14 protein-coding genes are annotated in these 14,327 nt (G+C 51.4%); 11 read left to right on the top strand and 3 right to left on the bottom strand.

Annotation, left to right across the window (positions count from 1 at the left end; all coding sequences use genetic code 11):
- Positions 1–36 precede the first annotated feature (36 nt).
- The gene (locus LFE_RS07350) at positions 37–279 is read left to right on the top strand and encodes a DUF433 domain-containing protein (RefSeq protein WP_014449593.1); all 243 of its coding nucleotides are present in this window, start codon (positions 37–39) and stop codon (positions 277–279) included.
- Positions 280–309: 30 nt separating this feature from the next.
- Here the strand turns inward: LFE_RS07350 and LFE_RS07345 are convergent, their stop codons facing one another.
- From LFE_RS07345 to bioA, 3 genes are all read right to left on the bottom strand, one after another.
- Entirely contained in the window at positions 310–1,137 is an 828-nt protein-coding gene (locus tag LFE_RS07345) for a diacylglycerol/lipid kinase family protein (RefSeq protein ID WP_014449592.1), read from the bottom strand.
- A gap of 92 nt (positions 1,138–1,229) precedes the next feature.
- Positions 1,230–2,108, bottom strand: a complete 879-nt coding sequence (locus LFE_RS07340) for a hypothetical protein (protein ID WP_014449591.1) — start codon at positions 2,106–2,108, stop codon at positions 1,230–1,232.
- 11 nt (positions 2,109–2,119) lie between these two features.
- Positions 2,120–3,538 (bottom strand): adenosylmethionine--8-amino-7-oxononanoate transaminase, encoded by a 1,419-nt coding sequence (bioA, locus tag LFE_RS07335; RefSeq protein WP_014449590.1) that lies wholly within the window; start codon positions 3,536–3,538, stop codon positions 2,120–2,122.
- Positions 3,539–4,346: 808 nt separating this feature from the next.
- On the opposite strand from bioA, the gene LFE_RS07330 reads away from it, so the two are divergent.
- From LFE_RS07330 to LFE_RS07285, 10 genes are all read left to right on the top strand, one after another.
- Positions 4,347–5,324, top strand: a complete 978-nt coding sequence (locus LFE_RS07330) for an O-antigen ligase family protein (protein WP_014449589.1) — start codon at positions 4,347–4,349, stop codon at positions 5,322–5,324.
- A gap of 1 nt (position 5,325) precedes the next feature.
- A complete protein-coding gene (locus LFE_RS07325; protein WP_014449588.1) occupies positions 5,326–6,351 on the top strand; it encodes a PIN/TRAM domain-containing protein in 1,026 nt (341 codons plus the stop codon).
- Positions 6,311–7,192 (top strand): IspD/TarI family cytidylyltransferase, encoded by an 882-nt coding sequence (locus LFE_RS07320; RefSeq protein WP_148272586.1) that lies wholly within the window; start codon positions 6,311–6,313, stop codon positions 7,190–7,192. The genes LFE_RS07325 and LFE_RS07320 overlap by 41 nt, the downstream gene beginning before the upstream one ends.
- Positions 7,185–7,673, top strand: coding sequence for a 2-C-methyl-D-erythritol 2,4-cyclodiphosphate synthase (ispF, locus tag LFE_RS07315; RefSeq protein WP_014449586.1), 489 nt, complete (start codon positions 7,185–7,187; stop codon positions 7,671–7,673). The genes LFE_RS07320 and ispF overlap by 8 nt, the downstream gene beginning before the upstream one ends.
- Positions 7,674–7,695: 22 nt before the next feature.
- Positions 7,696–8,433, top strand: coding sequence for a serine O-acetyltransferase (gene cysE, locus LFE_RS07310; RefSeq protein WP_014449585.1), 738 nt, complete (start codon positions 7,696–7,698; stop codon positions 8,431–8,433).
- A complete protein-coding gene (locus tag LFE_RS07305) occupies positions 8,430–8,993 on the top strand; it encodes a phosphatase PAP2 family protein (protein WP_014449584.1) in 564 nt (187 codons plus the stop codon). Before cysE ends, LFE_RS07305 begins: the two co-directional genes overlap by 4 nt.
- Before the next feature lie 15 nt (positions 8,994–9,008).
- Positions 9,009–10,664: an ArnT family glycosyltransferase gene (locus tag LFE_RS07300; RefSeq protein ID WP_014449583.1), complete on the top strand. Its 1,656-nt coding sequence runs from the start codon at positions 9,009–9,011 to the stop codon at positions 10,662–10,664.
- Between the two features lie 89 nt (positions 10,665–10,753).
- A complete protein-coding gene (locus LFE_RS07295; protein ID WP_148272585.1) occupies positions 10,754–11,941 on the top strand; it encodes a glycosyltransferase family 9 protein in 1,188 nt (395 codons plus the stop codon).
- The gene (locus LFE_RS07290; protein WP_014449581.1) at positions 11,938–12,780 is read left to right on the top strand and encodes a polyprenol monophosphomannose synthase; all 843 of its coding nucleotides are present in this window, start codon (positions 11,938–11,940) and stop codon (positions 12,778–12,780) included. The genes LFE_RS07295 and LFE_RS07290 overlap by 4 nt, the downstream gene beginning before the upstream one ends.
- Positions 12,777–14,309, top strand: a complete 1,533-nt coding sequence (locus LFE_RS07285; protein ID WP_014449580.1) for a glycosyltransferase family 39 protein — start codon at positions 12,777–12,779, stop codon at positions 14,307–14,309. The genes LFE_RS07290 and LFE_RS07285 overlap by 4 nt, the downstream gene beginning before the upstream one ends.
- The last annotated feature ends 18 nt before the right edge of the window (positions 14,310–14,327 follow it).

Genomic DNA, 14,327 nt, shown 5'->3' with positions numbered 1-14,327 from the left:
TGGATAAACGATGTTTTATCTTGAAGGAGATTGAATATGGCGAAACAAATACGGATGAACCCGAGAATCGCCCGGGGACTCCCCTGCATCGCCGGGACACAAATTCCCGTTACGGTTTTTCTGGAGCTTTTTAAAAAAGGATATACCCCTGAGCGTATAACGACGGAGTGTTACCCTGATCTGACAGAGGAGGATCTGACAGCAGCGATTGATTTTATGATCGATTGGGTAAGACGCGCTCCGATGTATCTTCCCGACATGATGGAAAATCCAAAGTAAGATTCATGGTGGTTGGACCTTGCCGTGATGTTATGAGGAAGCCGTTTTGGGATGGATCGAAAAAAGGACAGACCGGTCAGAGACGGTGATGAGAGCCGGTAGGGAGATCTCCTCACCGTCGGCCTGACTTCTCCCTGTCCCCCTGATTCCGACCGAACGTGCTTTTTCGAATAGGATGCGCCTGGAGGGGATTTTCCCGGCGAGGATCCCCGTCAAGGCGATCCAGAGATCCATTTTCGATCGTCCTCGAATCAATGTCACCGATAGATTCTTTTGCCAGGGATTCCAGCCCGGATTGATGGTAAAAGGAGGAAAGTAAGAAGGGGATTTCGCCACAATGGCCCAGAGTACGGTTTCTCGATGGAAAACTCCTTCCGTGTCTTCATATTCAACGGATAGTTCGGGAACCGGAGTGTTCAGAAGAGACAAAAACATCTCCAGCGGGTAGGACAATTTTCCCAGCCAATACTTTCCCCGCCTTGACTGATGATGAATGGCTTCACCGTCAAGTCCCGTTCCCACCATCAATACAAAGGGACGCCCATCTGAAATCCCCGGCGCGAAGGATCTGGTCGGGTACTTTTCCGGATTCTTCAGCAAGTCGGTCGGGTTTTTGATTCCGAGAACATACCTGGAAAAAAGATTGCCTGTTCCAATGGGCAGGATCCCGACCGGAAGGTTTGCATCCAGAAGATCCGGCAAAAGCCGGTTGAGGGTTCCATCTCCTCCTCCCACGTATAGATAGTCGCATCCCGATAAAATACCTGCACGAAAACCTTTTTGCCATTCCATGGAGGTTGTTGGATCAATGGGAATATGGATCCCTTTTGGGAAGAGATTCCGGAAGAGATTGGCCATTCTGGGATGTCGCCATCTGAAAAGGGCGGGACCGGAAGTTATGTTATGAAGAAAAATCGGGCGGATTGGCTTCCGCCCAACTTTTTCGTTGGTCAATGAGGTCCGGGTCCTGCAGGAAGGAAGACCCTTTTAAGTCCATCTGGCAGGTCGAACTGGCTGGTGTTTTCTGCTTCGACCTTGATATTGGAAATTCTGGAGTCCTCCACTTCGGTCGCCGGAACCTTGGAGAGATCGTACAGACCGATAGCATTGAGCATTCTTGAAATGAAGCCCGCCTTATAGGCGGTCTCTTTGTGGACGAGAAGGGAAATGGTTGTTGCCTCATCTTTCCGGACGGTTTTTGGATCGATTTTCCGGTCGAGCAAGACGAGGTTTTTCTGGAAAGATTTCAGAAGATCGATTCCAGGAATGCTCTCAGTCCGGCAGATCTCAATGGTTTGATCGCCATTGATCATCCCGACGACAACGCCCCTGAATTTGTGCAGGAGTTTTTCATCGGTGCAGGCGACTCCTGAGACTGTCTCTGTGTGGGGTTTTTCCAGAACCTTGTCTCCCGGATTCTTTCCGGAATGTTTTCCGAGAAGATCGGACATCGTCTGATAGGACAGGACATGATCGAGAGTATCCTGATGATAGGTCTTTTTGGCCGTGTCGATCGCATAGACCAGTCCGGCATCGGTTCTCCAGATGAAAATCTGGGATCCGGAGGCGGTTGTCTGGTCGATCCTCATCATGGTTGGGGTGATGTGATAGGTGATGGTCTGGATAACCGGTTTTGCATTTCCCTTTTGATCGGAAATATTGAGCGTCCATGAAAGTGTCTGGGCATCCGGTGATGCATACGCTTTTTTCAGGGGAAGAAAGGCTCCGAAAGAAAAGAGGGCTCCCAAGGCGATGATTCGTGAAAAACGGATAGTCCGAGGGATGAGTCCTTGTGTTTTAAAAGCCGTTTGCGGAAATATTGGTTTCAATGAAAATCCTTTCAATGCTGGTGTTTTGTTTGACATGTCACGATGGACTCTCCAAGAATCCGGCACATTGTCATCCATTCCTCCATGGAAACCGAGAGGGGAGGAAAGAGGTATGCAATATTTCCCAATGGGCGAATGATCATCCCCTGTTCATGGCAAAGTTGCCTGAGTGCATCCATCTTATCAGATGAGGTGGGCATCTCCCCATCATAAAGGTCGACTGCGATGATCAGACCAATGGATCGATAGTTTTTGACTCCCGGAAGGCCGGCGAGGAGATCGTTTAAAATCGTCCTGGCAATCGCGTTTTTTTCATGAACTTGATCGATGAGCCGGTTGTCTTTGAGAAGGGAAAGTGTGGCTCTGGCGGCGGCAGCTCCAAGGGGATTGGCCGTGAAACTGTGTCCGTGAAAAAAAGCCCCTGGGGCCTCCCGGACCCTTTGGTAGACCTCTTCGGTCATCAGCGTTGCGGCAAGGGGCAGATATCCCCCGGTCAACCCTTTCCCCAAGCATAAAAAATCCGGAGAAACATCTTCAAGATCCGAGGCAAACATGGCTCCCGTTCTCCCGAACCCGGTCGCCACTTCATCAAGAATCAAGGGGATGCCAATCTCTTGGGTAAGGTCTCGGATCTTTGAGAGATACCCATGGGGCCAGACAATCATTCCCCCGGCGGCCTGAAGCGCAGGTTCGCAAATCACGGCGCACGTCTCGTCTTTGTGTGTTGTGAGGGATGCTTTGAAAAGATCAAAGCATTCCTGATGGCAGGATTCTTTCCGGAGACCCACCGGACATCGAAAGCAGTCCGGAGCGGGGACTTTGATCGATGGTGTGAGAAGTGGTCCGAACTCCTGATGAAAAAGGTCGATGCCACCAACGCCCACGGCTCCCAATGTATCTCCGTGGTATCCTCGGGAAAAGGAGAGAAATCGCGATGGGGGAGAGCTTCCATTTTTTCGGGATCGGGAGAGGTAGGAAAGTTTCAGGGCGGCTTCCACCGCTGTGGAGCCATTGTCTGAAAAGAAGACTCTTGTCAACCCCTTGGGAGCGATATCGACAAGCTCCTGAGCCAGGAGAATTCCGGGCTCATGGGAGAGTCCCAGAAAGGTTGAGTGGGCCCAGCGTTCGAGTTGGTTCTTGACAGCCTGATCGATGACGGGGTTTTTGTGGCCCAGAAGATTGACCCACAGGGATGCTGTCCCATCAAGTAGCCTCTCGCCCTTTTCATTGATCAGATAGCTGCCCTCGGCACCCGTGATGAGAGAGAAGGGATCCGCTTCCCACCGGGCAAGAGGCGTAAAGGGATGCATGATCGTTTTTCTGTCGATTTTTCGAAGAAGCTCGATTCCTGTGGGGTCCTGTAGGCTTTTTCCCCTCTCCTGGAGGGATGGAAAAGGAGCCCGGTGGGTGTTTGATTCCTTTTCTGGCATTCCGGCTTGGGTCCTTATTGAAAGCAAGAAAATCTTTGGGTTGAAGGTTATTGGGCGGATGAATCTGAGAGGGATTGCTGGTCAAAAACTCTCTCATCCGCATTATTCCATCCAGTTTTCTGATTGCGCATCTGGGAAAAGATGGTATTGATCATAACAGATTTCCTTTATGAGAAATCTGTTTCCAGTTCGATCTGTTTTGTGACGGGTGATGAATTGAATCCATAATGTATTGCAATCATTTTTCCAATGATTTTTGCTTTGGTCTTCAAGGACCTTTTGATATAATCGTGGCGGCCCCGGGGATGGATGTTTTGAGCGGGAAAGACTAAACAGCGGTATCTTAAAAAGAGGGGAATCCTTTCATTTTATTGGCTTCAGTCGTATCTCTTGATTGAAAATCACCGGAAAAATGATGTAATGGAGATTTCCTGTTTTTGATATTATTAAGACAAGGACTGATCACTTGACTGAATCCGGTAGTGTTCCGAAAGTTTTTCAATCGCCCGATTCAAGAATCCAATCGTTTTCACAGCTGGTATTATCATCCCGGTATGAATCTGTTTTGATTTTTTTTCTGTGCCTTTTTGTGTTCAATCTGAGTTTTTCCGAGGCCATTAAGGAAATCGCGCTTTCTGTCTCCGTTGTCATGGTTATCCCATGGATAATGAAAAAAGCGGATCGGTCATTCTGGCGTCAGCTTTTCCGGAGGAGTTGGCCCCTATGGATTTTTTTAGCCGTATCCCTGTTGTCCGCCCTCAATTCCATTAATTTGTTTCAGGCGATGAGGGGGTTTTGGGGGGACTTGATGACACTTTCGGGGCTTCTTCTTTTCTGGTCGGTCGCTACCTATGGGAGAGAGCCTCTGAATATTGTCCGATGGATGATTCTCTCGCTTTTTGGGGGTCTTCTCTTCGGAGGGATTCTCGGAACTTTGACCCTCCTCATCCAGAAAAAGGATAATCTCGGAATCATGAACCTTGGCGATAAAAACTCGACCGCCCAGTTTCTCTCCTTTTCGCTGATTCTGATGGTTGTCTGCCTTTTTCATCGGGATAAACTCAGACTACCGAAAGCATTTTTCCTTTTGGGATTTCCCTTGATGATTTTTTTCGTTTTGTTGTGCCATAGCCGGGCCTTCTTGATTTCATTGCCCACAGCGATTGTGAGCATGTTTTACCTTCGTGGCCCCAAAATAGCTTTCTTTAAGGCACTCTCGACTGTTGGAGCGGTGTTTATTGCGTTGCTTCTTGTTCCTTTCATCAGGAAAGAAGTCGAGACCGCACTGGCGCCAGGCCATGACGGATCATTCATTTCCCGATACGAGACATGGAAGGGGGCCATTCTCATGTGGAAAACCCATCCCTTTTTGGGGATCGGTCCGGATAATTTCCAGATGAAGAATATTCATGAGATCTACCACCTTCCTCCCTATGCTTCCCATGGCCACAATTTTTTTGTCAACCTTCTGGGCGAGTACGGGACTCTGGGAGTTGTCTCGATGTTTTTATGGCTTGTCCTCTGGGGGTTTTATGCGGTTGGACAGAAAAAGAGACATCTTGACCCTGTCTATGGCAAGGTCCTGTTTGTTGGCGTCCTGCTCAACCTTTTGATGGCCGGTATCGCCCATCCCATATGGGGCGGCTCCGGGTCGCTTCTTCTGATGCTTCTGATGACACTCTCCCTCTCGCCATGGAATGAACGGACGTCCAACCATGAACCTCTTCCGGCAGGTGGTTCGGAATCTGCCGACATTGTTTTAAAAAACCGGAACGGAACCCTCTGATATGAAAAAACTCACGCGCTCCATGATTACCCAGATGCTGTTTCTTGTCGTCACGGCAGTTGCCGGAATCTATGTCTTTACCGTCATCAGGGAGGATCCCTGGCCGGTCGGGCTTGGGATCGGGATGGCGGTCGGCGGCTCCGCCATCCTGGTCCAGTATCTTTTCGGGAAATTTCCTCTCAGGATTGTTTTGGGAGGGCTTGTCGGCCTTTATGGAGGTCTCATCGCCGGCGGTCTTCTCACATACTCCACCGGGACCCTGTTTCACATGTCCCTTGAGCAGACAGCGCCGATGGATGTTTTCATCGGCCTGATCATGGGGTACTTCGGACTGATTACCGGGATCCGCGCCGGCAGGGAATTCCAGCATGCCGGATCCATTCTCTCCTTCTGGCTTGAGGGCTACAGGGCGATTCCTCCGAAGATCCTCGATACGAGTGTGATCATCGACGGGCGTATCGCCGATATCTGTGCCACCGATTTTCTGGAAGGAATCTTTTATCTTCCCCAGTTTGTCATTCAGGAGCTTCAATACATCGCTGATTCGGCTGACGGCCTGAAACGGGCCAGGGGTCGTCGAGGGCTGGATATCCTGCACAGGATGCGATCCATGAGCCAGATCAAGATCCAGATCACCGACGAGGATTTTCCCCATATCAAGGATGTTGACGCCAAGCTTGTAGCGCTGGCGCGCCGGATGAAGGCCCGCATCATCACAAACGACCTGAATCTGAACAAGGTGGCAGAGTTGCAGGGCGTGAGGGTTCTCAACATCAATGACCTTGCCAATGCGGTCAAGCCGGTTGTTCTGCCCGGAGAGGTGATGAAAATCTACCTGGTGAAGGAAGGGAAAGAATTCGGGCAGGCGATTGCCTATCTGGACGACGGGACGATGATCGTTGTGGACAATGCCAGAAAGTCGATCGGAAAAAATGTGGAAGTCTCGGTGACATCGGTTTTGCAGACCTCTGCGGGAAGAATGATTTTTGGAAAGCTCAGGGACGATGGTGACCAAAGACAGGAGTAATCCGCAAGGAGCGCCCGTTCATGTATTGATGGCCGCGGGAGGATCCGGACTTCGGGTGGGAACGGCTGTTCCCAAACAGTTTCTGCTGTTGGGGGACAAACCGATGTACTGGTATTCTCTCGATCTCTTTTTAAACGATCCCTTGGTTGGCCATGTTCTTATGGGACTTTCCCGGGAGCGCATCCCACTGGTGAGAGAAGAGCTTGAACGCTATTTTCCCGAAGATCTTTCTTCTGGCCGCCTTCTTCTCTATGAAGGCGGGCGAAGGCGACAGGATACCGTCTATCGGGGAATGGACCTTCTAAAAAACCTTTCTGAAAAAGAATCTCCCCTACTTGTTCATGATGCCGCCAGGCCTTTTCTCTCCAGGGAAATTCTGGACCGGGCCATCGAGTCGCTTCTGGAGAATCACCCGATGGCGGTGGGGATCCCTCTGGCGGACACCCTCTGGAGAAGCCAAGCCGCTTTGCAAAGGGAAGAGGGTTCTGCCGGGAAAACCATTCCCGAAATTGAATCCCTGGTTCCAAGAGATCTCCTCTATCGGGCCCAGACACCTCAAGGGGCTCCCTTGTCCTGTTTTCTGGAAGCCCGGCAAAAGGCGCTTGATGCCGGTGATCCGGATTTTACCGATGAGGCGGGACTCCTCCTCTGGGCGGGATTTTCCGTCAGGATTGTCTATGGTTCGGAAGACAACCGCAAAATCACGACCCCTGAAGATCTGTCCTGGGCGCAAAAACGTGTTCTGGAAAAAGAACACATACAATCCGGTCGGGACAGTCGGAAAGAGTATTTTGTGATGGACCGTCAACCTCATGAACAAGGAGTCAAGAAGAATGTCTGAACGTTATCCAAGAGTGGGGCAGGGAGTGGATGTCCATCCTTTTGCCGAAGGGCGAAAACTGATTTTGGGAGGTGTTCATATTCCCTTCGACAGGGGGCTCATGGGCCATTCTGATGCGGATGCTGTCGTTCATGCCCTGTGCGATGCTCTTCTTGGTTCTTGTGGCCTTGGCGATATCGGACGACATTTTCCTCCTTCCGACCCAGCCTACCGGGGAATGGACAGTTTGTTCTTCTTGTCCAAAATCGTTTCACTGGTTCGGGGCAAAGGATATGTCCCCTATCAGACGGATATCACAATTCTTGCTGAACGTCCCAAAATGGCTCCCCATGTATCGGCGATGCAACAGATTCTGGCTCCCATCCTTGGCATTTTGCCGGATGATGTGGCCATCAAGGCGACAACGACCGAGAAGATGGGATTTACCGGACGGGAAGAGGGAATTGTCGCGATGGCTGTGGTCACCGTTGTTCCTGTCTGACCCGTTGGCTTAGAATACGAAGATGGATAGTGACAAGGCAAACAGCGGCCGCCTGGAGGCCGACCGAAATCATTCCCGTTCCGGGTTCTGGGAGACACTCCGGTACGATCTTCGCGCCGTGTTCGACCGGGATCCCGCCGCAAGATCTTCCCTTGAGGTCCTTTTGACCTATCCGGGTTTTCATGCCTTGTTTCTCCACCGCTTGGCCCATCCCATCCATCGAAATGGTTTCAGGCTCTTTGCGAGGATTCTGTCCGCCTTCAGCCGATGGATGACCGGAATCGAAATCCATCCGGGAGCCACGATCGGAAGAGGTTTTTTCATCGATCACGGCATGGGTGTCGTTATTGGAGAGACAACGATCATCGGGAGTGATGTGACCCTCTTCCAGGGTGTGAGTCTTGGGGGAAACGGGAAGGACAGGGGACACAAGCGCCATCCGACCTTGGGCAACCACGTTTTGGTGGGGGCAGGGGCCAAGATTTTGGGAGATATCCGTATCGGGGATGGTGTTCGTGTTGGAGCCAATGCGGTTGTATTGAGGTCGGTTCCATCAAACTGTACCGTTGTGGGCATTCCCGGCCGTGTGGTCAGATCCCTTGATGCGGGCTATCCTGAGGAGTTTCTGAATCATCAGGATATGCCGGATCCTTATCTTGAGCGGATTGAGTCGCTTGAAAGGATCATTTCCGATCTCCGGGAGGAGCTTCGTTTCAAAAAAGATCCGTCGGGAAACAGGAAAGAAGGCGGCAAGGAGTGATCGATTCTCTGCAATCACTTGACCGATCACTCTACAATACCGTTTTGTTCGGTCCTCACCCCCATTGGTTGAATTCCGTCATGGTGTTTATCACCGTGCCGGAAAACTTTGCGTTGGCCGCCGTTGTCGCAGCCCTGTTTTTGCTGACGACCTGTGGCAACAGGGGAAGACGTCTGGTTACTTCCCTGTTGTTGGGAGTTGGGGTGAGCGACCCTCTGTCCAGCTTTGGAATCAAGAGTCTGGTGGCTCGCCCAAGGCCATGTCATGGGATTGTCTCGGACCATTTGCTGAAGGGGTGTTCGGATTCCTGGTCTTTTCCTTCGTCTCATGCGGTCAATATCTTTTGCGCAGCCACGATTCTTTCCCGCATCTATCCTAAAGCCACCATCCCGGCCTATTTTTTTGCGGCGGCGGTCGGTTATTCAAGAGTGTATATCGGGGTCCACTATCCGCTTGATGTCATCGGTGGCGCGGTGATCGGAACCCTGTTGGGTTTGGCTGTCACCTGGTCTGTTCTGAAACTGGTCGGACGATTTCCTTTCCTTTCCCCCATCGGGTAGAAATGGATCCGTCTTTTGGACCCTGAAATCCATAAAACCCTACCGGGTGGTTTCCGGGGGCTTTTCTCCGATCGCGTTGTATGGCTCTGGATCCTGGTGCCGTTCATTTTCCGGATGCTTCTGATCGGACGTTTCGACCTTGGAAACGACGAGGCCCATTACTATATGTACGCGGCTCATCCGGACTTCAGCTTTTTTGATCACCCGATGATGATCGGGGTTCTGATTCGCGGCGCAATGTCCGTTTTTGGACAGAACGAATTTGCCGTGCGTTTCTTCGCACCGGTCTGTTTTCTGGTCTCGTCGATCCTTTTTGTATTGATCGCTGAGTCGGTGACCAAAGACAGGCGCATCATCCGACTCTCTATCATCTTGCTGAACGTGATACCCCTGTTTGGAATACTGGGGTCAACACTGATGATTCCCGATGATCCACTCTCTGTTTTTTGGCTTTTGTATCTCTATATTGCCATCACATTTTTTCCAAGGCTCGCTGTGACATTGAGGCAGCCGGACTCTTCATGGTCGATCCGGAAACCGTCGATCCTGACGAACTGGCTAATTCTGGGGCTTTTGTTCGGACTGGGACTTTTGAGCAAGTACAATGCGGTTCTTCTTCCGGCCATCACTTTTTTGATCTTGTTTTTGGAACCTTCCCTCAGAAAAAGTCTCTGGACTCAAGGCCCATGGATTTCCCTTTTTCTGGGGCTTTTGGTGTCTTGGCCGATCTTTTACTGGAACAGTGTCCATGGGGGAGCGTCCTTTCTCTTTCAGCTCACCCATGGGCTTGGCCATTCGGGATTCGACTATGTGCGCTATTACCAGATGATCTTCGGACAGGCAGGTTATCTGTCGCCGATTCTCTGGGTTCTCTTGATGCTTTCGCTGGTCTTCCTTTACCGGAAGATCAAGCATGCCCCGGAATCGGTCGACCGGATCAAATGGAGGATTGTTTTCCTCTTTTCACTGGTTCCGATTCTCTTTTTCAACGCCATTGGAATCCTGCATCCCATTTTGCCCCATTGGCCGGCATTGGGTTATCTTGTGGCCATTCTGGCGCTCTCCTTCTGGCGTTACAACGGGGGATCTCCCCGCATGATTTCGTGGCTTCGGGCGGGTATGGTTTTGGGGGCATTCCTGACGCTTCTGGCGCCTCTTCAGGTTGTTTTCGCTTTGATACCTCTTCCGAAAGAGGCTCCTGACATTCGGTTGACGTTCCATCCACTGGCCATCTTGACATCATGGAAACCGGTGCCGCCATGGGTCGACATCACCAACGACCTTTTCGGGTTTCGCCGTCTGGCCAACCATCTGGGAGATCTTCTTGGTCCAGGTGGAGACCGGAATATGATTTTTATATCGAAGCGTTTCAATACGGCGGACGAACTGGCGTTTTATGAAAACGCTCCTGACAGGACTCTATGCCTGTCCCCGAATCCGAACCAGTTTGATTTCTGGAACCCTCCTCAAAAATTTATCGGGATGGATGCGATTTATGTGGCCACGGACAAGTACCCCAGAGATCCGAGAACCTACTTTCCACCGGGAACATTCGAGTCGATCACGAAGCTTCCGTCTTTTAGGATTTACAGGAATGGACATCTGGCAAGGATCTTTTATATTTATCGGATGAGAAAATTTTTAAAAAATCCCTGGCCCTATAAACAATAATCGGGGGAGCCCTTTTTCGGGTCGATCAGATGAAACATTGCCGTTGGGGCGATTCCAACCAAAGCTCTTTTTAGAGGAGAGAACCCTTGATGAAGCTTTCCGTTTTTGGAAAAGACACAGCTCATTCCATTGAGGTGGCGCTTGATTGCCGGCATTACATCGGGGACAGGCCCTGCAAGTTTAACAGGGAGTGCAGGGAGTGTCCCGAGTATTCCCCCCAGGGAACAAGAATCCTGATCATCAAGACAGGCGCTCTGGGCGATGTCCTGAGAACGACGATCCTTTTGGGCGGGATCAAGCGAAAATACCCAGACAGCCATCTGACCTGGATCACCGCTCCGGGTGCGGTTTCTCTGGTTCCAAAATCCATTGTGGACCGGGTGTGGCCCTATTCGGTCGAGGTGATCGCCCGATTGTCAGTGGAAGAGTTTGATCTTGTTCTTTCTCTCGACAAGGAGCCGGAAGTCGCTGCTCTTTCCATGATTGCCAGATCGAAGGACAAGAGGGGCATGGGGGTTGATGGTTGCGGGGCGGTCTACCCACTCAACAAGGAAATGTCTTATTATTATCGTCTCGGTCTGGATAATGACCTAAAGTTCCATCATAATCGGCGAACCTACCCGGATCTTCTCGCCGAAGCCGTCAATATTCCCTACGATCCCGCGGTTGATGACTACCATCTGGATCTCGGGGAGGCCGATCGGGAAAAGGCCCGTTGTCTTTTCCTGGGGACAGGGCTTTCACCGGGGCAAAAAGTTCTGGGCATCAATACCGGTGCCGGTGGGGTTTTCGTCAACAAGGACTGGACCCTTCTCGGCTATGTAGCCCTTCTTCAGGAGCTGGAAAAGCGCGGCATAACGGTCCTTCTTCTGGGTGGGGACCGTGAGTCCGACCGGATCTCCGAACTCCATCGCCGGTTTGAGGGGCCATTTATCAAGGATGTGGGAACCGGCCACTCCCTTGGAGTGTTTGCCTCCCTGGTGTCGATGTGCCATGTCGTTCTGACCGGAGACACATTGGGAATGCATGTGGCTCTTTCCGTCGGAGCCAGGGTTGTGAGTCTTTTTGGCTCTACACAGCCAACCGAAATCGAAATGTTTGGAAGAGGAGAGAAAATCATCACACCCATCGAGTGCGCTCCTTGCTACAAAAGGTCCTGTGACATCCACCCGTCCTGTATGGAAATGATCCGTCCGGAGACGGTTCTGGCGTCCATATTGCGTCAATGGGATATGCCTTCGGCCAAAAATCTTCGAACGATCGGAAAAAGTTTATGACCTCTCTTTCTTCAAAGGGTGAAGAAGGTGCTGTTCCGGACTTGTCAGGACTATTGGCCCGTCTCTCCGAAAAATCCAATTCCCGGCTGGTTTCTCCCAATGGCTTTACTCCGGGAGATTTTCGTTATGTCATGATCATTCCGACCTACAACGAGAGCATGAACATTATCGCCATGATCGAACGCGTTCTGGCGCTCAACAATGGCGGGGCGGTCATGGTCGCCGATGATAACTCTCCCGATGGGACATCGAGAATCGTTGAACAGTATATTCTGGAGAAAAACGAACCGGTTTACCTTCTGGAAAGGCTTCTGGACCGCGGGCGGGGACCGGCAGGAATCGAGGCGATGGTTACCGCCATTGTTCTTGGTTTCCCTCTGATCGGGGAGATGGATGCGGACGGGTCACATGCGCCGGAAGATCTTCCTGTCCTTCTGGCCGGTGCCGCCGGGACGGACGGAGCGATCGGATCAAGGCTCGTTCCGGGAGGCCGGCAGGTAGGGCGCCCCACATCCAGGGTTCTTTTGACCACATTTGCCAATATCTACGCCCGGGCCGTTCTGGATCTTCCTTACCGCGACATCACCTCTGGTTTCCGGCTCTTTACCCGCGAAGCGCTTTCCGCGGTTCCATGGGAAGATCTTGAAAGTCGTGGGCCCTCTGTCCTGCAGGAGATCCTGATGGTCCTGAACCAGAAAGGGTATTCTTTTTCGGAGGTTCCGATCACCTTCACAGACCGCATTCTGGGGGTCTCCACCCTGAATGGAAAAATCCTTCGGGACAGCCTTTTGAAACTGTTGCATTTTCGAAGGCGCTATCGGAAGGGCCTGGCGCATTGAAAGAGTTTTTCAATCGCCATCCCGGGCGTATTGCCATTGTTGTCACGATGGGAAGCCTTCTTCTCCATCTGGCCCTTTCACTTGGAACAGGGCTTGCCCCGGATGAGGCCTATTACTGGACATGGTCGCTATCTCCCCAGGGGGGCTATTTCGATCATCCGCCCCTGATCGCCTGGATTATACGGGGCTGTACGGATTTATTCGGGAACAATATTTTTGCGATCCGGTTTTTTCCTCTTATTTCAACGATCATGCTTGCCTTCATGCTCTATTGGGCAGGAAAAACCCTTCTGAGAGACCGTTGGGCAGGTCTCTGGTCGGTGGTGATCATCAACGTGACCATCCTCTTTTCGGCAGGAGGATTCCTGATGACCCCGGACACCCCGGAGGTCGTCCTGTACTTTTGGACAGCGCTGGCTTTTTACAGGGGGATTACGGAAAACCGGAAGGGGACCATCCTTTTCTCCGGTCTTTTGTTCGGGTTGGGGCTTTTGGCCAAATATCCGATGATCCTTCTTTTGCCGGAAATCGGACTGTACCTGCTGTTGCTTCCCCAGAGGAGAAAGTGGATCTATTCACCCGTCGTTCTCCTCTCTGTCGGGATTGCCTTTCTGGTCTTCCTGCCGGATGTTCTGTGGAATAAAAATCATGGATGGGCCTCCTATCTTTTTCAGTGGCACCATGGCATGGGTCTTCATCAGTCGCCACCTTGGCAGACCGTTCCCGATTATCTGGGCGGACAGCTTCTGATGTTGACCCCCGGAATTTTTCTCATGGTTCTGGCGGCCGGCTGGAGAGGGTTCTCGAGATGGGTCTCCGGAAAAATCTCCGATCCGGAATTCTATCTTTGGCTGATCTCCTATCCTGTCCTTTTTTTCTTCGGTTATTCGGCCCTTCACGGAAAAGTGGAGGCGAACTGGGCTGTGGAAGGCTATCTTGGTGCTTTTGTCATTTTGGGCGCCCTGATTCCCAGATGGCTTGAAGCCACCGATCGTCTCCGTAAATTCGTACTGTTTTCTGTGGGTCTCGGGTGTTTTATGGTAGGGCTCGTTTCCGTTCAGGCGTTGGTTCCTGTCATCCCCCTGAATCCCCAGAGAGATCCGACCGGGAGACTCCACGGCTACCGGATGCTCGACAGGGAGATCAGGGAGGTCGTTGCATCGCTTCCTTCCGGAGATCGGCCGGCGGGATGGATCTCGGACGGGTACACCAACACAGGGGAGCTGAAATTTCTGGAGTATGGCCGAACACCAGTCTATCAGGTTCACCCGGTCCGCCACTTCCGGACAACAGAGATCACGGCAAATGAAGCGCAAGGACTTTTGGGAAAACCCGTTCTTCTCGTTCAGAATGGTCCTCATGGCCATTTTTTCGAGGAACTCGGCGGAAAGTGGGGAGAGCCTGTTTACCTGAAGACACTTGAAATCCCGAGAAGAGGAGCTCTTTCCAGTCTTCCCATACTGGAAGTGGATCTATACCTGATCCCCTCTTTCAAAAACCCTTTCGGAGCGGGAAAGTCCGCTTCTTGAAAGATGAAAAGCCATTTT

This window comes from Leptospirillum ferrooxidans C2-3, assembly GCF_000284315.1.
In the GTDB taxonomy this organism is placed as follows: Bacteria; Nitrospirota; Leptospirillia; order Leptospirillales; family Leptospirillaceae; genus Leptospirillum; species Leptospirillum ferrooxidans.
The sequence above is the reverse complement of the archived record's forward strand: the minus strand, read 5'-3'. Positions and strand labels throughout refer to the sequence as shown.